The sequence below is a fragment of the Azospirillum argentinense genome (genome assembly GCF_000632475.1).
GTDB lineage: Bacteria > Pseudomonadota > Alphaproteobacteria > Azospirillales > Azospirillaceae > Azospirillum > Azospirillum baldaniorum.
Genome location: NZ_CP007795.1, coordinates 869,020 through 890,659, shown reverse-complemented (window position 1 = coordinate 890,659; position 21,640 = coordinate 869,020). Strand labels below are relative to the sequence as shown.

At 67.3% G+C, this 21,640-nt stretch carries 19 protein-coding genes; 9 read left to right on the top strand and 10 right to left on the bottom strand.

Translation table 11 applies throughout. The features are described 5' to 3' along the window. Nucleotides 1–18: 18 nt before the first annotated feature. Nucleotides 19–723, bottom strand: coding sequence for a calcium-binding protein (locus ABAZ39_RS33450; RefSeq protein ID WP_051658563.1), 705 nt, complete (start codon nucleotides 721–723; stop codon nucleotides 19–21). Between the two features lie 437 nt (nucleotides 724–1,160). After that, complete coding sequence (locus ABAZ39_RS26300; RefSeq protein WP_040137034.1) at nucleotides 1,161–3,569, bottom strand: thiamine pyrophosphate-binding protein; 2,409 nt, start codon at nucleotides 3,567–3,569, stop codon at nucleotides 1,161–1,163. A gap of 153 nt (nucleotides 3,570–3,722) precedes the next feature. On the opposite strand from ABAZ39_RS26300, the gene ABAZ39_RS26295 reads away from it, so the two are divergent. The 3 genes from ABAZ39_RS26295 (at nucleotide 3,723) to ABAZ39_RS26285 (ending at nucleotide 6,838) form a co-directional block, all read left to right on the top strand. Beyond that, nucleotides 3,723–4,205 (top strand): Lrp/AsnC family transcriptional regulator, encoded by a 483-nt coding sequence (locus ABAZ39_RS26295; protein WP_040137032.1) that lies wholly within the window; start codon nucleotides 3,723–3,725, stop codon nucleotides 4,203–4,205. A 172-nt stretch (nucleotides 4,206–4,377) separates the two neighbouring features. Next, entirely contained in the window at nucleotides 4,378–5,268 is an 891-nt protein-coding gene (locus ABAZ39_RS26290; protein ID WP_040137332.1) for a LysR family transcriptional regulator, read from the top strand. A gap of 283 nt (nucleotides 5,269–5,551) precedes the next feature. Beyond that, the gene (locus tag ABAZ39_RS26285) at nucleotides 5,552–6,838 is read left to right on the top strand and encodes an MFS transporter (RefSeq protein WP_040137030.1); all 1,287 of its coding nucleotides are present in this window, start codon (nucleotides 5,552–5,554) and stop codon (nucleotides 6,836–6,838) included. Between the two features lie 399 nt (nucleotides 6,839–7,237). Here the strand turns inward: ABAZ39_RS26285 and ABAZ39_RS26280 are convergent, their stop codons facing one another. Further along, nucleotides 7,238–7,957 carry a GntR family transcriptional regulator gene (locus ABAZ39_RS26280; protein ID WP_040137029.1) on the bottom strand — a complete coding sequence of 240 codons (720 nt, stop codon included), beginning with the start codon at nucleotides 7,955–7,957 and terminating at the stop codon, nucleotides 7,238–7,240. Between the two features lie 184 nt (nucleotides 7,958–8,141). Here ABAZ39_RS26280 and ABAZ39_RS26275 point away from each other — a divergent pair, with 184 nt between their 5' ends. The 3 genes from ABAZ39_RS26275 (at nucleotide 8,142) to ABAZ39_RS26265 (ending at nucleotide 11,043) form a co-directional block, all read left to right on the top strand. Then, nucleotides 8,142–9,125 (top strand): C4-dicarboxylate TRAP transporter substrate-binding protein, encoded by a 984-nt coding sequence (locus tag ABAZ39_RS26275; protein ID WP_051658562.1) that lies wholly within the window; start codon nucleotides 8,142–8,144, stop codon nucleotides 9,123–9,125. A 125-nt stretch (nucleotides 9,126–9,250) separates the two neighbouring features. Further along, entirely contained in the window at nucleotides 9,251–9,769 is a 519-nt protein-coding gene (locus ABAZ39_RS26270; protein ID WP_040137330.1) for a TRAP transporter small permease, read from the top strand. Then, complete coding sequence (locus tag ABAZ39_RS26265) at nucleotides 9,766–11,043, top strand: TRAP transporter large permease (RefSeq protein WP_040137026.1); 1,278 nt, start codon at nucleotides 9,766–9,768, stop codon at nucleotides 11,041–11,043. Before ABAZ39_RS26270 ends, ABAZ39_RS26265 begins: the two co-directional genes overlap by 4 nt. Nucleotides 11,044–11,256: 213 nt before the next feature. Here ABAZ39_RS26265 and ABAZ39_RS26260 read toward each other — a convergent pair whose 3' ends face one another. Together ABAZ39_RS26260 and ABAZ39_RS26255 are read right to left on the bottom strand one after the other, a co-directional pair. Continuing rightward, nucleotides 11,257–12,297, bottom strand: coding sequence for a DUF808 domain-containing protein (locus ABAZ39_RS26260; RefSeq protein WP_040137024.1), 1,041 nt, complete (start codon nucleotides 12,295–12,297; stop codon nucleotides 11,257–11,259). A gap of 78 nt (nucleotides 12,298–12,375) precedes the next feature. Continuing rightward, entirely contained in the window at nucleotides 12,376–12,984 is a 609-nt protein-coding gene (locus ABAZ39_RS26255) for a helix-turn-helix domain-containing protein (RefSeq protein WP_040137022.1), read from the bottom strand. Nucleotides 12,985–13,232: 248 nt separating this feature from the next. Here ABAZ39_RS26255 and ABAZ39_RS26250 point away from each other — a divergent pair, with 248 nt between their 5' ends. Next, nucleotides 13,233–13,427, top strand: coding sequence for a hypothetical protein (locus ABAZ39_RS26250; protein ID WP_040137020.1), 195 nt, complete (start codon nucleotides 13,233–13,235; stop codon nucleotides 13,425–13,427). 105 nt (nucleotides 13,428–13,532) lie between these two features. Here ABAZ39_RS26250 and ABAZ39_RS26245 read toward each other — a convergent pair whose 3' ends face one another. Both ABAZ39_RS26245 and ABAZ39_RS26240 read right to left on the bottom strand, forming a co-directional pair. Beyond that, nucleotides 13,533–15,452 (bottom strand): O-linked N-acetylglucosamine transferase, SPINDLY family protein, encoded by a 1,920-nt coding sequence (locus ABAZ39_RS26245; protein WP_051658561.1) that lies wholly within the window; start codon nucleotides 15,450–15,452, stop codon nucleotides 13,533–13,535. A 189-nt stretch (nucleotides 15,453–15,641) separates the two neighbouring features. Further along, nucleotides 15,642–16,325 (bottom strand): HD domain-containing protein, encoded by a 684-nt coding sequence (locus ABAZ39_RS26240; protein WP_051658560.1) that lies wholly within the window; start codon nucleotides 16,323–16,325, stop codon nucleotides 15,642–15,644. Nucleotides 16,326–16,551: 226 nt separating this feature from the next. Here ABAZ39_RS26240 and ABAZ39_RS26235 point away from each other — a divergent pair, with 226 nt between their 5' ends. Together ABAZ39_RS26235 and ABAZ39_RS26230 are read left to right on the top strand one after the other, a co-directional pair. Next, complete coding sequence (locus ABAZ39_RS26235) at nucleotides 16,552–17,478, top strand: ABC transporter ATP-binding protein (RefSeq protein ID WP_035680117.1); 927 nt, start codon at nucleotides 16,552–16,554, stop codon at nucleotides 17,476–17,478. Continuing rightward, nucleotides 17,475–18,248: an ABC transporter permease gene (locus tag ABAZ39_RS26230; protein WP_200478491.1), complete on the top strand. Its 774-nt coding sequence runs from the start codon at nucleotides 17,475–17,477 to the stop codon at nucleotides 18,246–18,248. The genes ABAZ39_RS26235 and ABAZ39_RS26230 overlap by 4 nt, the downstream gene beginning before the upstream one ends. Nucleotides 18,249–18,267: 19 nt before the next feature. Here the strand turns inward: ABAZ39_RS26230 and ABAZ39_RS26225 are convergent, their stop codons facing one another. From ABAZ39_RS26225 to ABAZ39_RS26215, 3 genes are all read right to left on the bottom strand, one after another. Then, entirely contained in the window at nucleotides 18,268–18,747 is a 480-nt protein-coding gene (locus ABAZ39_RS26225) for a GFA family protein (RefSeq protein ID WP_040137018.1), read from the bottom strand. Nucleotides 18,748–18,839: 92 nt separating this feature from the next. Then, nucleotides 18,840–20,123: an amidase gene (locus ABAZ39_RS26220; RefSeq protein WP_040137016.1), complete on the bottom strand. Its 1,284-nt coding sequence runs from the start codon at nucleotides 20,121–20,123 to the stop codon at nucleotides 18,840–18,842. 43 nt (nucleotides 20,124–20,166) lie between these two features. Then, on the bottom strand, nucleotides 20,167–21,567 hold the full coding sequence (locus ABAZ39_RS26215; RefSeq protein WP_040137013.1) for an amidase: 1,401 nt from the start codon (nucleotides 21,565–21,567) through the stop codon (nucleotides 20,167–20,169). Nucleotides 21,568–21,640: the final 73 nt, after the last annotated feature.

The following is a 21,640-nucleotide window of genomic DNA, read 5'->3' as shown; positions in this document are numbered from 1 at the left end:
CCCAGCCCTCCAACGACCTTACAGACCCCAGACGACGGTGTTGAACCAGTAATCCGTGCCGCTGAGGTTCAGATACTCGATCCGGCCGGCGCCGGCGGCGGCGCCGTTCCAGAAGTCGTCGATGATGATGTACTCGCTGATGGTGCCGTCGGCGGCGTCGGCCTTGGTGAAGAACAGAAGGTCGTTGGAATCGCCGCCGAAGGTGCTGGCCCGGTAGTATTCGAGCTGGTTGGGCGCCGTCGGGCCGTTCAAGCGGAGACGATCATAATCGCCCTGCGAATCCGAGATGAGATCGATGCCGTCCGAATTGCAGGTGTAGAGGTAGTTGTCGTTGTCGTTGCCGCCGTACAGGACATCGTTGCCGGTTCCGCCCGCCAGAACGTCCTGGCCGATGTCCGACCCGTAATCCCCGAACAGCGTGTCGTTGCCAGCCCCACCGTACAGCGTGTCGTTGTTGTTCCCGCCGTAGAGGAAGTCGTCCCCGATGTCACCGCTCAGGAGATCGTTGTTGTCGTTGCCGTACAGCGTGTCGTTCCCGCTGCCGCCATACAGGCTGTCGTTCCCGAAGCTGCCATACAGCGTGTCGTTTCCGTCGCCACCATCAATGTAGTCGGCGTCGGTGTTTCCCAGGATGTCGTCGTTCCCACCCAGTCCGAACAGTATGTTCGGTCCCGAAGGGGCGTCGTAAATGTCATTTCCGGAAGTTCCGTACCAAGTCGTCATCGTAAGTGCCTCCATATTATTAGCCGCATGACGGCCTATGTTTTTCGCCAGCAGCGTGTGCTGGAGTCAATGGAGCGCATTTCAAAACCGGTTACTCTCGTATACATTTGAAATCGAAAGCATTCAGGAGAGTGCAATTTATTATAATATCAATTATTGAAGTCATTGATATTGATGGCGTTGTTTGCGGTTAGTTATCTAACTAACTTACAGCGTCATTTTGACGCGCCTGTTTCTCCTCTTTTGTGGCCGGTGCCGGGGATTATTTTTCTGCCTGGGAAAATTCGTTCCGGCAGCGGAAAGCCCGCTGCGGTCGCTCGAAGGTGGTGGCGCTGACAGCGACACCGACGCCGCCAAGGGCACATGATTCTTCGCGCGAGCGTCCGGCGTGCGCCGCGGCCTTTCACAGGACGGACGCAGCCGGCGCGCGATTAAGGCTACACCGCCTTCAAGTAACGGACCGGCCGGCCGGGGGACAGCGCCTCCGCGGCACGGACGATGGCCTGGGCGTCGATCCCGTGATGGCGGTAGAGGTCGGCGATGGTGCCGGTCTGGCCGAAATGCTCCACCCCCAGCGCCCGCGTGCGGTGGCCGTGGACCGAGCCCAGCCAGCCCAGCCCCGCCGGATGCCCGTCCTGCACCGTCACCAGCGCGCAATGGGACGGCACACCCTCCAGCAGGCGTTCGATGTGGGAGCGTGCGTGGGGCTTGCCGCGCTCGCGCGCCCGTTGCGCCGCGCTCCAGCCGGCGTGCAGCCGGTCGGCGGAGGTGACGGCCAGCAGCCCGACGTCGCGGCGATCCTCGCCGAGCATCCCCACCGCCTCGATGGCCTCCGGCGCTACCACGCCGCTGTAGGCGACGACCACCTGGGCGTTGGGGCCGGGACGGCGCAGCCAGTAGGCGCCCTGGACGATGCCGTTCTCCAACTCCGCGTCCATGGTGCGGGTCGGCTGCTCCAGCACGCGGGAGGACAGGCGCAGATAGACCGAGCCGCCGGTCTCGTCGCGCAGCCAAGTCCGCTCGTCGGGCTCGCCCTCGCCCTCCCGCTGCATGTAGTCGAAGGCCCAGCGCATGGTGACGGCCAGCTCGTCGGCGAAGGCCGGCTCGAAGCAGGCCAGACCGTCCTGGGCCATGCCGACCAGCGGCGTGGCGATGGACTGGTGCGCCCCGCCCTCCGGGGCCAGCGTCACGCCGGACGGGGTGGCCACCAGCAGGAACCGCGCGTCCTGATAGCAGGCGTAGTTCATCTGGTCCGCCGCCCTCATGACGAAGGGGTCGTAGACGGTGCCGATGGGCAACAGCCGCTCCCCGAACAGCGAATGCGACAGGCCCAGCGCCGACAGCAGGATGAACAGGTTGGACTCGGCGATGCCCAGCTCGAAATGCTGGCCGTCGGGGGAGAAGTCCCATGTGTAGGTGGAGGGGATGCGCTCCTTCTTGAACAGGTCGGCCAGAGCGCTCTTGGCGAACAGGCCGCGGCGGTTCACCCAGGCGCCGAGGTTGGTGGAGACCGTCACGTCCGGCGCGGTCGTCACGATGCGCTCCGCCAGCTCCGACTTCTCGCGCCCCAACTCGTTCAGGATCAGGCCGAAGGCCGCCTGGGTGGACAGCGCCTTCTGCGCCGGAGCCGCCAGGGCCGCCGGCACCGGGACCGCCGCGGCGCCATAGCGCCGCCGCCCCTTGGCCGCGAAGGGCACCCGCTTCAGGAAGGCGTCCAACTCATCCGCCGGCCGATTCAGCCCTTCGAAGCGGTCCCACTCATGGCCCGGACGGACAGCGTTGGCGGCGCGGAAAGCCTCCATCTGCGCCGGGGTCATCAGGCCGGAATGGTTGTCCTTGTGGCCGGCCAGCGGCAGGCCGGCGCCCTTGATGGTGTAGGCGATGAAGCAGACCGGCCGGTCGTGCGTGCGCGCCTGGGCGAAGGCGTCGAGCAGAGAAGGCAGGTCGTGGCCGCCGAGATTGCCCATCAGAAGGGCCAGTTCCTCGTCGTTGCGGCGCTCGATCAGCCGGGTCACCGGCCCCTGGTCGCCCAGATCGTCGAGCAGCCGCTTCCGCCACGCCGCCCCGCCCTGGTAGGTCAGCGCGGAATAGAGCTGGTTCGGGCACTGGTCGATCCAGGCGCGCAGGCGCTGCCCGCCCTCCTCCTGGAAGGCCGCCTGCATCAGGGCGCCGTACTTCAGGATCACCACGTCCCAGCCGAAGGCGCGGAAGATGTTCTCCAGCCGCTCCCACAGCCCCTCGCGGATCACCGCGTCCAGGCTCTGGCGGTTGTAGTCGACGATCCACCAAGTGTTGCGCAGCCCGTGCTTCCAGCCTTCCTGGAGGGCTTCGAAGATGTTGCCCTCATCCATCTCGGCGTCGCCGACCAGCGACACCATGCGCCCCTCGGGGAGGTCCTTCGCCCAGCCCTTGGCCTTCACGTAGTCCTGCACCAGCGCGGCGAAGAGCGTCTGCGCCACCCCCAGCCCGACCGAGCCGGTGGAGAAGTCCACGTCGTCCACGTCCTTGGTTCGCGACGGGTAGGACTGGGCGCCCTTGAAGCCGCGGAAATTCTCCAAATTCTCGCGCGTCTGGTTCCCCAGGAGATACTGGATGGCGTGGAAGATCGGGCTGGCGTGCGGCTTCACCGCCACCCGGTCCTCCGGGCGCAGGGCCTGGAAATAGAGCGCCGTCATGATCGTCGCCAGCGAGGCCGAGGACGCCTGATGCCCGCCGATCTTCAGCCCGTCCTGGTTGGGGCGTACGTGGTTGGCGTTGTGGATCGTCCAGGACGCGAGCCAGAGAACCTTGCGCTCCAGCTCGCGCAGGCAGGCGAGGTTGGCGTGGTTCGGAATGGTCGCGTCCATGTCTGTTCCCCTTCAATCTTCCATTTTTGATGGAACGGCGGTCGATGATCGGTGAAGCCTATCATTTGTGCTGCGGCAGGAGTTTGCAAAGTGGCGCCGCAAGCGACGCCGGTTTAGCATCCAATTGCGCAAAATCGGGACAGACAGCACAAAATGCCAAAAATCAAACTCGATCGCATCGACCGGAAGATCCTGGCCCTGCTCCAGCAGGACGGGCGGATGCCCAACAACGATCTGGCGGAGCGCGTCGGTCTGTCGCCGTCTCCCTGCCTGCGCCGGGTCAAGGCGCTTGAGGAGGCGGGCGTCATCACCCGCCACGTCGCGCTGGTCGATCCCGCTGCGGTCGATCTCCCGGTGAACGTCTTCGTCAGCGTCAGCCTGGAGCGGCAGGTGGAGGAGCGGATCGACGCCTTCGAGGCCGCCGTGATGGCGCTGCCGGAGGTGATGGAATGCTACCTGATGACCGGCGACGCCGATTACCTGCTGCGCGTGGTGGTGCCCGACCTTGCCAGCTACGAACGCTTTCTGAAGGAGCATCTGACGCGGATTTCCGGAGTCGCCAACATCCGGTCCAGCTTTGCCCTGAAGCAGGTGCGCTACCGCACGGCCCTGCCGTTGGGCCATCTGGCGGAGTGAGGTGGGCAAAAAATTAGACGTCTAATGTCCGCGGCGTCTTTCTCTGACGTTCGCGATGGAAGACCTGGGCCGCGTTTTGCCATAAAGAGTATTGGAACAGGGGCGAGCGGCGAATTTTTCCGCTGACAGACCCCGCCCAACAGGCAAAGGCATCGGGAAGCAGGACGGGATGATGGACTGGGACAAGTTGCGGGTGTTCCACGCTGTGGCCGAGGCCGGCAGCTTCACCCACGCCGGCGAGGCCCTCAACCTCAGCCAATCGGCGGTCAGCCGGCAGATCAGCGCGCTGGAGGACAGCCTCGGCGTTCCGCTGTTCCACCGGCACGCTCGCGGCCTGATCCTGACCGAGCAGGGCGAGTTGCTGAACCACGCGGCGCGCGACATCTTCGCGAAGCTGTCGATGACCCAGGCGATGCTGAGCGAGAGCAAGGACGCCGCCAAGGGGCCGCTGAAGGTGACGGCCACGGCCGCCTTCGGCTCGACTTGGCTGACTCCGCGCATCGGGGAATTCCTGGCGCTCTACCCGGACATCCAGCTCACCCTGCTGATCACCGACACGGAGCTGGATCTGGGCATGCGCGAAGCCGACGTGGCGATCCGCGTCAGCCCGCCGCGCCAGCCGGACCTGATCCAGCGGCATCTGATGACCTTCCGCTCCCACCTCTACGCGCACCGCCGGTATCTGGACCGCAAGGGTGAGCCCCAGACGGTGGCCGATCTCGCCTCCCACGATCTGGTGACCTATCCGCAGGAGTTGCGTGCGCCTTTCGCCAACACCCACTGGCTGCGCGATCTGGTGACCGATCCGGTCGCCCGCGACCGGACGGTCCTTCAGGTCAACAACCTTTACGCGATCTTCCGCGCCGTGGAGAGCGGGCTGGGCGTCGGCTCTCTGCCCGACTATCTGGTGACCGGTCTGAACGACATTGTGCGGGTGCTGCCGGACCAGTCGGGGTCGAAGGTGGACGCCTTCTTCGTCTATCCGGAGGAACTGCGCCATTCCAAGCGCATCGCGGTCTTCCGCGACTTCCTGGTCAAGAAGGTTGCGGAGAGCCAATTCTAATTCCCGTTCAAGGGGTTGTCTGACAGGGGCGCGGCGCTGGACAGGGCTGTGCCCCTTTGCTTTTTCTGCCATCTGGTATGCGACATATTGTCGGTCAGGACAGGCCGGCCGACTTAGCGCTTGCACGCCGAACTGATATATTAATATATGCCGCATATGCGGAGCCCACCGCGTGCCAGCGTTCAAGCCCTGGGCCCCATCCAATAATTGCAATCGCCAGGAGTTTCCCGGAAGGGAAAGGCGTGCGCCCATGCCTGCCGATGAACAGGCAAGTGAGGAAGTCATGAAGATAGTGCGTGGTCTGAGATGGAAAGTCCTGGCGCTCATCATGCTGGGGACGATCATCAACTACATCGACCGCAACACGCTGGGCATCCTGGCGCCGATGCTCAAGGAAGAACTGCACTTCACAACGGAGCAGTATTCTTACATCGTCAGCGTGTTCCAGCTCTGCTACAGCCTGATGCAGCCGATCGCCGGCTATGTGACGGACCTCGTCGGCCTGAAGTTCGGCTACGCGATGTTCGCCTTCGTCTGGGGCAGCGCCGCGGCCTTGCACGCCTTCTCCGGCGGCTGGCAGTCGATGGCCTTCTTCCGCGGCCTGCTGGGCATCAGCGAGGCCGCGGCCATGCCGTCGGGCGCCAAGACCGCCACCCTGTGGTTCCCGGCCAAGGAGCGCTCCATCGCCACGGGCTGGTTCAACACCGGCAGCTCCGTCGGCGCCATGATCGCCCCGCCGCTGGTGATCTGGCTGTCCGTGACCTGGAGCTGGCAGATCGCCTTCGTCGTCACCGGCCTGCTGGGCGTCGGCCTGTCGATGCTGTGGCTGGCGCTGTACCGCAACCCGGAGAACCACCCGCGCCTGACCAAGGAGGAGCACGCCTACATCCTGGACGGCCAGGAGCACGTTGAGCTTCCCAAGCCCTCGATGAAGCGCGTCGTCACCATGCGCAAGTTCTGGGGCATCGCCGCCGCCCGCTTCCTGACCGAGCCGGCGTGGCAGACCTTCAGCTTCTGGATCCCGCTCTACATGGTCAGCACGCGCGGCATGGACATCAAGCAGTTCGCGCTGTTCGCCTGGCTGCCCTTCCTGTTCGCCGACATCGGCTGCGTTCTCAGCGGCTACCTGTCGCCCTTCTTCGCCAAGCGCTTCCGCATGTCGCTGGTCAACTCGCGCATCGTCGGCATCGGCATCGGCGCGGTGTGCATGATCGGTCCGGCCCTGATCGGCCTGACCAGCAGCCCGATCACCGCCATCTTCCTGTTCTCGGTCGGCGCCTTCGCGCACCAGATGCTGTCGAGCCTGCTCTACGCCCTGGTCACCGACACCTTCGAGAAGCAGGACGTCGCCACGGCGACCGGCTTTGGCGGCATGGCCGGCTACATGGGCGGCATGATCTTCTCGCTGATCATCGGCCAGCTCGCCAGCACGATCGGTTACGAGCCGCTGTTCGTCTGCCTGTCGGTCTTCGACATCACGGCCTTCATCGTGGTGCTGGTGGTCCTCGGCCAGTGGGGCCGGAACAAGGTCACGCCCCCGGCGGTGCCGAGCGGTGCCCACGCCGACTGAGCCCGGCGTCCCCTCGTCTCACACCATGGGGCCGCGCGATCCGGGAAGACCCGGGCCGCGCGGCCCTTTTTGATGTGGAGGGGCGGATTATTGGATGGCGGCGGTCAGCAGGGAGGCGAGGGCGAAGCCGCTGACGATGACGAGGCGGGCGATGATGTGGATCTTCATGGCAAGGCTCCGATTGGCTTTGGCGGGCGGCGGGGCGAGCCCCGTTGTCGTGTTGAGCCAATGTTCGCACCGCGCGCCTCAAAGACAAACCGCGCAATTCGCATGCCTTCCATATCGATATTGCAGCGCAACATAGCGCTGTTATAAGTCGAATCCTTGACGAAGCGAAGTATTCGTAGCGCTCCTCACAGCGCTGCTATTGGGGATTCTGCAGCGCTGCGATCCCAGTGTTCATGCGGATTCGGCGATCGGTTCGGCCGGAGCGGAATCGCTGTCGAACAGATCGGGGAAGCGCTGGGCCAGTTCGGGCAGGGAGTTCAGGATCTCGCGCAGGTGCACGCGCATGGCGACCTCGGCGGCGTCGGGACAGCGCGCCCGGATGCCCTCGACGATCTGCTCGTGCTGGGTGATCAGCCGGTCCAACGGGGTCGCCTGCGGCAGGCTGAGATAGCGCACGCGGTCCATCTGGGCCTTGGTTTCCTCCACCACCCGCCAAGCGTATTCGCAGTCGACCCCCAGCGCGATGGTGCGGTGGAAGGCTTCGTCCAATTCCAGGAAGGCCGCCGGGTTGGTGCTCTGGGCGGCTTCCCGCTGCGCCTTCAGGTTGGTCTCCAGTTCCGCGACGGCGCGCGCGGGCAACCCCTCGCCGGCCTTGCGGGCCACGGCCAGTTCCACCGCTTCACGGACGAAACGGGCGTCCATCACCTGCTTGGCCGAGATCTTCACGACGAAGGTGCCACGCTGCGGGCGGATGACGACCAGCCCGGACTCGCTCAGCTTGATGAAGGCCTCGCGCACCGGCTGGCGGCTGACGCCGAGTTGGCCGGCGACCTCCTGCTCGGACAGCGGCTGGCCAGGCTGGAACTGCATCGTCACGATGGCATGACGCAATTCCCGAAAGACGCGGCGCGCCACCGGTTCCGTCGAATCCGGCTCGATCCTCCTCAACATGCTCTCCCCATCCCTTCTTTTTGCAGTCCGTCCCGCCGATGCCCGCCCGGACGATCCTGGACGGCGGATTCATCCTGCACCGTTTGCAATCCCATGGACAACACCATTCTTGTATACTACCATACCAGTCGCGTACCGAACAATCGCCTCCGTGCAAGAGGCGTTGTCCTCAAAGGGAGGAAACATGAGCATCATCACCCGCACCTGGCGCGTGGCCGCCCTCGGCTTTGCGCTGGCCACCGTCGCCGGGGGCGCGCTGGCCGCCGATTACACGCTCAGCGTCAACACGGCGCTGGCCCAGCAGGACCCGCTCTACAAGGGGCTGGAGGAGTTCAAGAAGAACGTCGAGGTGCGGTCCGGCGGCAAGATGGCCGTCCGCCTGTTTCCCGGTTCGCAGCTCGGCAAGGACGAGGACGTGCTGGAGCAGGCCCGCGCCGGGGCCGGTGTCGCGGTCGTCGTGGACGGCGGGCGCCTCGCCGTCTTCGTGAAGGAGTTCGGCGTCCTGGGCGGCCCGTACCTCGCCCAGGGCTACGACGGCATCCGCAAGGTCGTCACCTCGCCGATGTTCGACCAGTGGTCGGACAAGCTGCGCAAGGCGTCGGGCCATCAGGTGCTGTCCTTCAACTGGTGGCAGGGTGAACGGCACCTGCTGACCAACAAGCCGGTGAAGGGTCCGGAAGACCTCGCCGGCATCCGCATGCGCACGCCGGGCGCCCCGGTGTGGATGGAGACGATCCGCGCCATGGGCGCCACCCCGACCCCGATGGGCTGGTCGGAGGTCTACACCGGCCTGCAGCAGAAGGTGATCGACGGCGTCGAGGCCCAGCACCCGGCCAGCTTCGGCGCCCGCCTGTACGAGGTGACGAACCGCGTCACCAAGACCGGCCACATCAATCTGATCACCGGACTCGTCACCAGCGCCGCCTGGTTCGACAAGCTGCCGCCGGAGCAGCAGACGATCCTGAAGGAAGAGGCGCTGAAGGCCGGCGACAGCGCGTCGCGCGCCACCCAGGCGTCGCTCGCCGACTTCGAGAAGCAGATGAAGGAGAAGGGCGTGACGATCGAGGAAATCGACGTGACGCCGTTCCGCAAGGCCACCGCGCCAGTCTACGAGAAGCTGGGCTACGCCGAACTCCACAAGGACGTGGAAAAGCTGCTGCAGAACTGACGGGGGGTCGGTTCGGCCGCCCTTGCGGAAGGCACCCTCTCCCGACGAAAGGGCGGGGGAGGGTCGGGGTGGGGGCGATGCTTTCTGAATCCAAAGCCGTCCGCTGCCATCAAGGGACCGCCATCATGTCGTCCTTGTTTCACAAGGGGGAAGCCGTCCTGGCGATGCTTCTCCTCGCCGCCATTGTTCTGCTCGTCTTCGCAGCCGGCGTCATGCGCTGGTTCGGCCATCCCCTGGTCTGGTCGGTGGACGTGGCGCAGCTCCTGTTCGTCTGGGTCGCCTTCCTCGGCGCCGACATGGCGCTGCGCAAGCGCGCCCACATCGGCATCGACTATCTGGTCAAGCGCCTGCCGAACTCCACCCGGGCCGTGCTCGACCTCGTGCTGGGCGTGCTGGTCCTCGCCTTCCTCGTCACCATGACGGTGATGGGCTACCGGCTGACCATGCTGAACCTGGAACGCCAGTTCGGCGACAGCGGCATCAGCTACGCCTTCGTGACCGCCGCGGTGCCGGTGGGCTGCCTGCTGCTCGCCATCACGCTGACCGCTCAGATCCTGGAAACGCTGCGCGAACTGCGCAGCCACCCCAAACCGGTCTTCGCGCCGGCCCCCAAGGCCGGCGACATCGAGGAGGTCGTGCCGTGACCCTGCTTGCCGTCACCTTCTTCGCGCTGATGGCCTTTGGGCTTCCGATCGCCTTCGCCATCGGCATCGCCGGCTTCTCCTTCTTCGCCACGAACGACATCATCCCGATGTCCATCGGGGTGCAGCAGGTCGCCTCGGCTTCGCAGAGTTTCCCGCTGCTGGCCGTGCCCTTCTTCGTGCTCGCCGGGCACATGATGAACCGGACGGGCATCACCAGCCGCCTGATCAACTGCTCCAACGTGCTGGTGTCCTGGATGTCCGGCGGGCTGGCGCAGGTCTGCATCGTGCTGTCCACACTCATGGGCGGCGTCTCCGGCTCGGCGGTGGCCGACGCGGCGATGGAGGCCCGCATCCTCGGCCCCAGCCTGATCGCCCGCGGCTACTCGAAGGGCTTCACCGCCGCCGCCATCGCGGTCGGTTCGCTGATCACCGCGACGATCCCGCCCAGCCTTGGGCTGATCCTTTACGGCTTCGTCGGCAACGTGTCGATCGGGCGGCTGTTCCTGGCCGGCGTCATTCCGGGCTTCATGATGATGGCCGGGCTGATGCTGACCGTGTGGCTGATCGCCCGCCGCCGCGGCTACCGCCCGGAAATGGCCGAGCGTCCGACCCTGCGCGCCGTGTGGCGGGCGGTGGCCGATGCCAAATGGGCGCTGCTGTTCCCGGTGGCCCTGCTGTTCGCCATCCGCGGCGGCCTGTTCACCCCGTCGGAGGTCGGCGCCTTCGCCGTCGTCTACGCCGCCGTGGTCGGCTTCCTCCTGCACCGGGAACTGACCTGGGCTGGGGTGGCCGAGGCGCTTCAGGAAGCGGTGGTGGACACCGGCCTGATCATGCTCATCATCCTGTTCTCGGGCATGGTCGGCTACGCCATCATCTTCGAGCAGGCGCCCCAGACCATCGCCGAGGCGATGACCCAACTGACCAGCAATCCGCTGCTGGTGGTGGCGCTGATTCTGATCTTCCTGTTCATTGCCGGCCTGTTCGTCGAAAGCACGGTGCTGGTCCTGCTGCTGACGCCGATCTTCCTGCCCATCGTCACGCCGCTGGGTGTCGATCCGGTGCATTTCGGCATCCTGATGATGACCATCGTCACGCTGGGCTCGATGACGCCGCCGGTGGGCGTGGCCATGTACACGGTGTGCAGCCTGCTCGACTGCCCGATCGAGGAGTATGTCGTCGAATCGCTGCCCTTCGTCGGCACCATCGTCCTGCTGGTCGCCGTGCTGACGCTGTGGCCGGGGCTGGTGCTGTTCCTGCCGAACATGCTGATGTGAGGGGAAAGGGGGGCTTGCCAAGGGACGGGGCTCTGATATACTAGTATATAGCGCTCCGATCTCTCGGCGGACCCACGGCCGGTCCGGGCACACCAAGCCCCGTCCATGGAGCGTCCTTGTCATTGTGGAAACGGGGCAGGGCCGCGTGTGAAGGGCAAACGCCAAGGGGCGGTCCGGGCAGGGCCGCCCCTTCGCGCTTCGCTCCCAGCCGCCCTATTTGCCCGTCACCATGCGCCAGAGCGGTTCGATCACCTTGTGCACCAGGGGGATCAGCAGGGCACCCAGCAACAGGCCGAAGACCCCGGCTCCGGCCGCCCCGACCAGCCATTCCACCGCGGCCTTCGCTGCCGGCACGGCCTCTCCCGCCGCCACGGCGGCACCATGGATCGCGTGACCGACCGCGGTCAGGCCGAAGCCCTCCAGCCCATGGATGATGATGCCGCCGCCGACCCACAGCATGGCCGCGGTGCCGACCAGGGCGAGCAGCCTCAAAAAGACCGGCATCCCCTTGACCAGTCCACGCCCGATTGCCTGGGTCACCGGGGCGAGCGCCCGGTCGGCGCCGCCTGGCGCGTCGGGGGAGGGGGTGCGCAGCCCCAGCAGGCTGACCGCCGGACGTCCGTTCTGCGCCAGCGACAGGCCGACGTCGTCCGCCTTCACAATCAGCGCCACCGCGCCGTAGACGAGGCCGGTGATGCCCGCCCCGACGACCGCGAGGACGGCGGCCTGCATCCAGAAGGACGAAGTCTCGGCGGCGACCGTGGACAGGACAATGGCCATGATTTCTGCGGACAGGATCAGGTCGGTCTTGATGGCGCTGTTGACCTTCTCCCGCTCGAACTGGGCGGCGTCCTGCCCGGCGGCGCCCGCTCCGTCGGCGTCGTGGTGCGCCGCGTGTGGACGCAGCGCCTCCCACACCTTCTCCGCCCCCTCGTAGCAGAGGAAGCCGCCGCCCAGCATCAGCAGCGGTGTGATCGCCCAGGGCGCCACGAGGCTGAGCGCCAACGCCAGGGGCAGCAGGAACACCAGCTTGTTCTTCAGCGAGCCCAGCGCGATCTTGCCGATGATCGGCAGTTCACGGTCGGCGGTGAAGCCGACCACATAGCGCGGCGTCACCGCGGCGTCGTCCACCACCACCCCGGCGGCCTTGGCCCCCGCCCGCGCCGCCTGCCCCGCGGCGTCGTCCAGCGAGGCGGCGGCGACCTTCGCCAACCCGGCCACATCGTCCAACAGTGCAATCAGTCCCGTGCTCAAGGCCTTGGCTCCCCTCCGTACCGGCGTCCATGGAGCAGACAACGCCGCCAGGGGCAAGCCGGACCTTCGAAGGGCCGGTCAGTCGTCGACCAGTTGGTCGGCGGTGAGCATGTGGACATCCGGGTCCGGCGTGTCCCGACCATCGTCCAGGTAGAGCACCCGGTCCACCAGCACCAGGACTCGCACGCCGTCCACCGGGACGACGCTCAGCCGCCGGTTGATGACGGCGTTGCGGAAGGCCACGGCCCGGTCGTTGTAGGTGACCGACAGGGCGTCGCTCGCCCCTTCCAGCATGGGCAGGGCGTAGCGCTCCATCATCTCCGCGGTCAGCCCGTCGATGCGCGGCAGCAGGGAGGAGCCGACGATGTCGAAGCGGTGCCGCTCGAGCCATTGCGCCAGCGGCGGGGATACAGCCTGCGCGATTAGTCCGGGTGTGTAGAGGGTGCATTTCTCACCCATGCTCCGCACCATCGCCTTCAGGCCGAGGAAGGTGGGGTGGTGCCGGAAATGGCCGGTCAGCACGTCGCGCAACAGCGCCTGTTCCCGCGGGTCGGGCAGGGTGGTGCCGGACTCCCAGCGGGTGACGGTTTCCTCGGTGGTGGCCAGCATGACGGCGAACTGCGCGGCGGTCAGGCCGTGCAGCCTTCGCAACGCGCGCACGATCTGCGGCCACTCATGCACCGGCACAGACGGCTCTCCAGATTATCTCCGGGGGTAATGATGGGAGAGTACGCGATTCCCCGGCAAACACATACGCAATCATGTGGCAGAAGTCATACCGGAGTATCCATTTTTTGGTTCGCCAAGCCGACTGTTTTGTTCCTAAACGCTTGAGGAAGCTGTAATTTTTCGGTCTTGCTGCTCTGCGGGCATAGCGCTTCTGGTATCGGGTATACCACGGCACAATAACCCCATCAGCAAAGAGGAGACACATCATGGCATACGCTTCCGCCCATCACAGCCATCACGACGGCCTTCTGTCGAGCATCGCCAAGGGTGTTACGGAATTCGCCAGCGCTTGGTTCTCGGCCACTCCGCTGTATATCGTATTCCAAGCTGTCTCGTCCGGCACCTACGCCCCGGCGGCCGGCACCTCGACGCTCGACCTGCCGACGCTGATGCGCGAATGACCGGCGCCAGGGCCTTTCGGCCCCACGACGCGGCGGCCCGCCCATCCGGGCCGGAAAAAAGGACCGACTCCTCTGGAGCGGTCCTTTTTCGTTTTGCGCGCTGTTTTACCCGGCGACCGTGAATGTCGCCGGCGGCTTGCCTTGGCGCTGGCGCTCCAGCATCGTCAGCAACGCCTGATCGAGCAGGCGCGTGTAGGCGTTCATGTCGAACAGCGGCCCGCCGTCGCGCTCGGCGCGCAGTCGGGTCCGAACCGCCTCCAGACCGGTGCGGTTGTTCGCCCAATGAAGAACCGCCCTTTCGTATTGCGCCAGGGACCCCGTCACGAAGTCGGGCAGGCCGGCGGTGTGGAGAAGGCTGGCGGCCACGCGCGATTGCAACGTGTGTCCCTGGCACGTCACCAGCGGAAGCCCGGCCCACAGCGCGTCGCTCGCCGTCGTGTGGGCGCCGTAATGCAGGGTGTCCAGCATCAGGTCGGCGTTCTGGAGCCGGGACAGGTGATCCCCCAAGGTCGGCGCCCAGGGCGCGAAGACGATGCGGTCCGTGGCTATCCCTGCCGATTGGGCGGCTCGCAGCAGATTCTGCTCAGCCTCCGCGGTTGTCCGGGCAAGCCACAGCACCGCGTCTGGGATTTTGTGCAGCAACGCCATCCAGACGGCCCAGATCTCGGGTGTGATCTTGTAGGCGTTGTTGAAGCAGGCGAGCACGAAGCCGCCCGCCGGAAGACCGCAGGCCGGCCGCGGCGGTGCTGGCGGGACCCCATGACGCCGGTCCCGCGGCAGGAAACAGCGCGGCATCCGCGCGACCGCCTCGGTGAAGCCGCTTTCCAACTCCGGCGGCAGGGAGACGGGATCGGCGACGATGTAGTCGATCCAGGGGGCGCCCATGGTGCCCGGATAGCCCAGGAACTGGGCCTGCACCGGTGCCGGCCGGGCGGCGAGGATGTGCGGCCGCGGGTGGCCGGTGTAGCCCTTGAGGTCGATCAGGATGTCGACGCCATCCCGACGGATCGTCTCGGCGGCCTCCTCCGCGGACAGCGAGTCGATGTCGATGAAGCGGTCGACGCCTTCGCGGATGCGGCCACGCTCGACGCTGTCGTCGTCCGGGCCATAGCTGTAGGCGAGCACGCGGAAGCGCGACCGGTCGTGCAGCGCCAGCACCTCCGCCAGCAGCTGCGCGACCGGGTGCTGGCGGAAATCGTTCGACAGGTAGGCGATGGTGGCGACGTCCGCTTTGCCGGGCTTCGTCTTCGGCCGCACCGGCTTCGACCGGATCGTCTGCGCGTGCGCCCGCGCCGCCGCCAGGAGCGACCGGGCGGAAACGCGGTGGGACAGCATCATGGAGGCTTGGACCGGCGCGCCCTGCGCAGCGATGGAATCCAGCGCAACCGCGTCGTCGTCGAAGCTGGACCAGTCGCAGGACCGTTGCTTGGTCTGGATCAGCCCGACCGTCGCGGTCGGGTTCCCGGGCATGATCCTCAGCGCGCGGCGGTAGGCCTCTGCGGCGGCCGCCAGCTTGTCCTGCCCCTTGCGAGCGGTCCCCAGATTGAACCACACCGCCGGAGCGTTCGGCGCCACCGCCGCTGCCTGACGGCCCAAACGCTCCGCCTCCGCGAGGCGTCCCAGTTGGAACAGCACTGCCGAGAGGCTGAGCAGCGTGTCCGGACTCGCCGGATGCAGCGACCGCGCCTGCTCGAGCACCCCGGCGGCCCGGTCATAAGCGGCCATCCTGAACAGGGTGTTGCCGATGTTGAGCAGGATTCCGGGGTGATGCGGATCGCAACGACGCGCCCGCTCGAACGCGCTCATGGCGTCGTCGTAGCGCTGGCTTCCGAAGGCGGCGTTGCCGACCGCCGCATGGAGGTCCCGCCCGAACCCCGCGATCTGCAGGGTCAGGGCGGCGCCCCTGGTCGCCTGTTCGTACAACGCGACGGCGCGTGCCAAATCGCCTTTCTGGGCCAAGGCCAGGGCGTCCGACAGTTTGCGCATGTCCGGCGAAGGGCCGCCGGGATGCCTGTTCTTGTTCATGGTCGATGCAACCCGAATTGCGTCGTTTCGCACAACAGAACGGGCCGCGCCGCGATCGCCGCGGCCCGGTCCGCAAGAGCCGAACCGCCGGCGCGGAACGCTCCATTAGGTTATGCTAACGCGACGCCGCCCCGGGGCGCAGAGCGTTGTTGTCGGGCCTGCCTTTACACGCATGCCGTGCCCGGACCGTCAGGCGTCCCCGGCGATCTCCGCCAGAAGCTGGACCTGGAAGGACAGCAGGAAGGCCGCCCGCTCCTGCGCCCGCGCCCGGCCGGCCGGGGTCTGCATGGTGTTGGGCAGCAGCAGCAGCTTCGCCTTGAAATGGTCCAGCGCGTATTGCAGGTCGTCCAGCGGGCGGGTCTCGGCCATCGGGTCCTCGCCGTGGAACAGCGCCCGCTTCATCAGGCCGGAGGTGGCGAAGCAGCGGGCGATGCCGATGGCCCCCAGGCTTTCCAGCCGGTCGGCGTCCTGGACCAGCTTCGCCTCGATGGTCAGCGGCGGGATGCCGGCGGAGTAGCTGTGCGCCTCGATGGCGTGGCGGGTGGCGGGGATCAGCGCGTCCGGGAAGCCCATGCCGCGCAGAACTTCCTCCGCCCGGTCCGCCGACAGGCGGGAGGCGCGGCTGCGGTCCGGATGGTCCTTCGGCACGTTCACGATGTCGTGGAGCAATGCCGCGGCCAGCACGACGAGCATGTCGGGCGGCGGTCCGCCCTCCCGTTCGGCCTCCGCCGCGGCCAGAGCCTTGGCGGTGCGCCAAACGCGAAGAAGATGGTCGACATCGTGGGCCGGGTCCTCGGCCGCGTTGGAACGCAGCCATGTGGTGATGGAGCTTTCCCAAACATCGACATCGCTGAGCACAACATCTTTTGGCATGAGCGCTCGTCCTCTTTCGTGCTTTTTACATAATATGGGGATGGGCAGGGCTGTTGTCCCGAAATCATTTGTGGGCGGGCATCCCCCACCCCGAATCGGGACTCCCAAATCAGGCCCCCCTTATCCGGAATGGTTGCGTCGCGCCGAATGCCCGATGACCACGGACCGTCCCGCCGTTAAGGTGACGCCCGCCCGGAACGGGCCGACCGACAGGCAGAGGGGAGACATGCAGCCGATCATTCAGGTGCGTGGGCTGGAAAAGACCTACGCCACCGGCTTCCAGGCGCTGAAGGGGGTCGATCTCGACATCCGCCGCGGCGAGATCTTCGCCCTGCTGGGACCGAACGGGGCCGGCAAGACGACGCTCATCAGCACCGTCTGCGGCATCGTCAACGCCACCGCGGGCACCGTGACGGTGGACGGGCACGACATCGTGCGCGACTGGCGCGCCGCGCGCTCGCTGATCGGCCTCGTCCCGCAGGAACTGACGACCGAGGCGTTCGAGAGCGTCTGGGCCACCGTCAGCTTCAGCCGCGGGCTGTTCGGCAAGCCGCCCGATCCCGCCCACATCGAAAAGGTGCTGAAGGACCTGTCCCTCTGGAACAAGAAGGACAGCAAGGTCATGGCGCTGTCCGGCGGCATGAAGCGCCGCGTGATGATCGCCAAGGCCCTGTCGCACGAGCCGCGCATCCTCTTCCTCGACGAGCCGACCGCCGGGGTGGACGTGGAGCTTCGCCGCGGCATGTGGGAGATGATCGGGCGGCTGCGCGACAGCGGCGTGACCATCATTCTAACCACCCACTACATCGAGGAGGCGGAGGAGATGGCCGACAGCATCGGCGTCATCTCCAACGGCCGCATCGTGCTGGTCGAGGACAAGGCCGCGCTGATGCGCAAGCTGGGCAAGCGGCTGCTGACCCTGCAGCTCCAGAACCCGCTGGAGTCCATCCCGGCGGAGCTGGCCGGCTACCCCCTGACCCTGTCCGGCGACGGGCGGGAGCTGGTCTACAGCTTCGACACGCAGGACGACCAGACGGGCATCGCCCGGCTTCTCCGCAAGCTCGGCGACCACGGCATCGATTTCACGAACCTGCACACCGAGGAAAGCTCCCTCGAGGAGATCTTCGTCAGCCTTGTGAAGGAGCGGGCATGACCTCCCCCATCAACCTTCATGCGGTCAAGGCGATCTATCTGTTCGAGCTGGCCCGCACCTGGCGCACGCTGTTCCAGAGCATCGCGGCGCCGGTGATCTCGACCTCGCTCTACTTCATCGTCTTCGGGGCGGCCATCGGCGGGCGCTTCACGGCGGTGGACGGGGTGAGCTACGGCGCCTTCCTGGTGCCCGGCCTCGTCATGATGTCGGTGCTGACGGAAAGCGTGTCGAACGCCTCCTTCGGCATCTACATGCCGCGCTATTCCGGCACGATCTACGAGGTGCTGTCGGCCCCGATCTCGGCCTTCGAGACGGTGCTCGGCTATGTCGGGGCGGCGGCGACCAAGTCGATGATCCTCGGCGTGCTGATCCTGCTGACCGCCCGGCTGTTCGTCGATTACTCGATCCAGCACCCGGTCTGGATGGTCGCCTTCCTGGTGCTCACCTCGGTCACCTTCAGCCTGTTCGGCTTCATCCTGGGCGTCTGGGCGGACGGCTGGGAGAAGCTGCAGATCGTGCCGATCCTGGTCATCACGCCCCTGGCCTTCCTCGGCGGCAGCTTCTACTCGATCAGCATGCTGCCGCCGCTGTGGCAGAAGATCACCCTGTTCAACCCGGTCGTCTATCTGGTCAGCGGCTTCCGCTGGAGCTTCTACGGGCAGGCCGACGTGCCGGTGGGGATCAGCCTCGCCATGACCGCGCTGTTCCTGGCGCTCTGCCTGACGGCGGTCTGGTGGATCTTCCGCACCGGCTACAAGCTGAAGAACTGATCGGCACGGACGGCGGGGGTTATGCCCCGCCGTCCAACATCCCGTGGGCGCGGTGCCACTCCTCCAGCGATTCCGGCGGGTAGTCGGCGCTGCGCTCGTCCCTCGGCCCCGCCTCGACCGGGACCCAGTTGGCCTTCGACCCCAGCATCATGTGGACGTGGGCCGGCGCCACCGGCAGGGGACTGTCGATGGCGCTGGCGAAGGGGTGGACCAGCTCCGGCCAGCGCGGGTCGCTCACCCACAGGGCGGAGCCGCAGCGCGCGCAGAAGCGCCGCTCGCCGGGGCTTTCCTCGCCGTCGATGCGGGCGTGGAAGACGGAGATGTGCTCCGCCCCCGTCACCTCCAGCGTGTCGGCCTTGGCCCCCAGATTGATGGCGTAGCCGCCCCCGCCCGCCGTCTTGCGGCAGATCGAGCAGTAGCAGCGCAGGTAGGGGACCGGCGCGTAGGCGTCCACCGAGAATCGCACCGCGCCGCAGTGGCAGGACCCGTCGAGCTTCATCCGTCCTCTCCTCCCGTCCTCGGGCGCCCGGCTGCGGCGCCGCACCCGTCCAACCCGCCCGGTCTGGGAAAGTTTCCGGGGGGACGCCGCCCTCACACGTCGACCACAGGGGCCATCGCCTCGGCCATCGCCAGCAGGGCGGCGTCCTGGAAACGCGGCGCCACCAGCTGCACCCCCACCGGAAGCCCGCGCGGCCCGCGGCCGCAGGGCATGGCGAGGCAGGGGACGTGCAGCACCGTCCAGATCGAATTGAAGATGTGGTCACCCGTGGTGTGCAGCCCCTCCGGCGCTTCGCCCGGCGCGGGCGGGGTCAGGATCACGTCGATGGACTCGAACAGGGCGGCGAAACGCGGCCGGCAGGTGTCGGCGACATCGTAGGCCTCGGTCAGGGTGCGCGTGGTGATGCCGTGGTTGTGCTCGCAATGGTCGGCCAGTTCGGGGTGCAGCCGGTGGCGGTCGCTGATGTAAAGGTCGAGGAAGGAGGCCCGTCCCTCGCCGCGGCGGATCACATCCTGCACCTCGGCCAGGGTCGAGAAGTCTTCCGGCAGTTCGAAGGGCATGACCACCGCGCCGGCCTCCTCCAGCCGCTTCGCGGCGAGCAGCAGCGCCGCCTCGCCCGCCGGCTCGATGCGCGACCAGACGGGGGAGCGGCAGAGCCCGACGCGCAGGCCCGCCAGGGTGACCGGCGGCGTCTTGCTCATGCCTTCCAGTTGGAACGCTTCGGCCATCAGCGCGAGATCGGCGACCGAACGCCCGTACCAGCCGAGCGTGTCGAGGGACACCGCGTAGTGTTTCATCCCCTCGCGGCTGACCACGCCCCAGGTTGGCTTGAAGCCGTAGATGCCGTTGAAGGCGGCGGGGCGGATGTGCGAACCGCCAGTCTGCGTGCCGAAGGCCAGCGGCACATGCCGGTCGCCGACCGCCGCCCCCGACCCGGAGGAGGAGCCGCCCGGCGTGTGGGCGGGGTTGACCGGGTTGCGCGTCGCCGCCTTGCGTCCGCCGGAGGCGAACTCCACCGTGTCGGTCTTGCCCAGCAGGATGCCGCCGGCGCTGCGCGCGATGGCCACGCAGGCGGCGTCGCGGGCGGGCCGGTGGCCGTGGAAGATCGGGGAGTTCTGGGTGGTCGGCAGGTCGGCGGTGTCGATCACGTCCTTCACGCCGAAGGGCAGGCCATGCAGCGGGCCGGCGGCGGTGCGCTTGTCGGCCTCCCGCGCGGCGGCCAGCGCCAGGGCGGGATCGACGGTGATCCAGGCGCGCACCTCCGGATCGCGGTCTTCGATCCGCTCCAGGCAGGAGCGGACCAGCGCCTCGCTGGTCAGGCGGCCATCACGGATGGCGTGGGCGGCCTCGCTGGCCGTGAGTTCGAACGGTTCCATGGCGGGTCCTTTCGGTGAGTCAGACGTCAGGCGGGCCGGAGACTCAAAGGGGAAGGGCGGGGCGCTGGCGGTGATGGTCGGTCGCCGCCTGGAAGGCCGCTCCGGCGCGGAAGACCAGCGGCTCGTCGAACCAGCGCCCGACGATCTGCATGCCCACCGGCATCCCGTCGCCGTCGAAGCCGCAGGGCACCGACATGGCGGGCAGGCCGAGCGCGCCGAAGCCGTAGGTGAAGCGGCTGACCGCCCGCGTCGCCTCGATCATGTCGGCGCTGTCGTAGATGCGCGGGGCCACGATGGGGGTGGTTGGGCTGAGGATCAGGTCCACCCGCTCGAACAGCGAACGGAACCGCAGCTTCCACGAGGCCAGCCAGCGCCGCGATTCCGCGTACTGCACGCCGGACACCGGCAGGCCGAGCTGCAGGCGGCGCAACACCTCCGGACCGATGGACTCCGGCGCGGTCTCCATCTTGTCGAGGTGATACTGCGCCATGTCGGCGACGAGCAGCGAGAAGGCGGTGCGGGCCTGCGCCACCTCCGCGTCCTCGATGGTGATATCCACCAGAACGGCGCCGGCCTTCTCCAGCACCGCCGCCGCCGCGCGCACCCGCTCCGCCACCGCGGGCTGGAGATTGTCGAAGTAGAAGTTGCGCGGCAGCCCGATGCGCGTGCCGGCGATCCCCGCCTTGAGGTCCGGCAGGAAGTTGCCGAGCGGGGCGTCGACCGAATTCGGGTCCTCCGGGTCGTAACCGGCGATGGCGGCGAAGGCGCGCGCCACATCGGCGACCGAGTAGGCCAGTGGGCCGACGGTGTCGAAATCGACGCTGCACGGAATCACGCCGGTGTTGGACACCCGGCCGACGCTGGGTCGCAGCCCGACCACCCCGCAGAGCGCCGCCGGGATGCGGATGGAGCCGCCGGTGTCGGTGCCGATGGAGACCCGGCACAGCCCGGCGGCGACCGAGGCCGCCGACCCGCCGCTCGACCCGCCGGGCACCCGCCCGGTGTCCCACGGATTCCGACAGGGGCCGTGATGCTCGTTCTGGTTCGTCGAGCCCAGGCAGAATTCGGACAGGTTGTTGCGCCCGACCAGGATGGCCCCGGCGTCGCGCAGGCGGCGGATCAGCGGGGCGTCCCGATGCCCCATCCGGGCGAAGCGGTCGGACGAGCCATAGCTGGTCGTCTCCCCGGCCAGTTCGAAGCAGTCCTTGACGGTGACCGTCACCCCGTCGAGCAGGCCGGGCCAGTCGCCGGCCGCCCGCGCCTCGTCCTGCGCCCGCGCCCGGCGGATTGCCCCGTCGGCGTCCACCGCCAGCAGGGCGTTGACGATCGGGTTCAGGCTCTCGATGCGGGCGAGGCGGGCGCGGGTTTCCGCCTCGCTGGCGCCGGGCATGGAAGGGCTGCCGCCGCCGGACCGGGCCGGATGCGTTGTCGAAAGATCGGACATGCGTTGCTGCTTTCCGCTCGCGTGCCGGATGGCTTCGGACGAACTGCTCCGGCGACGGCCTGTTGAAGTCGCT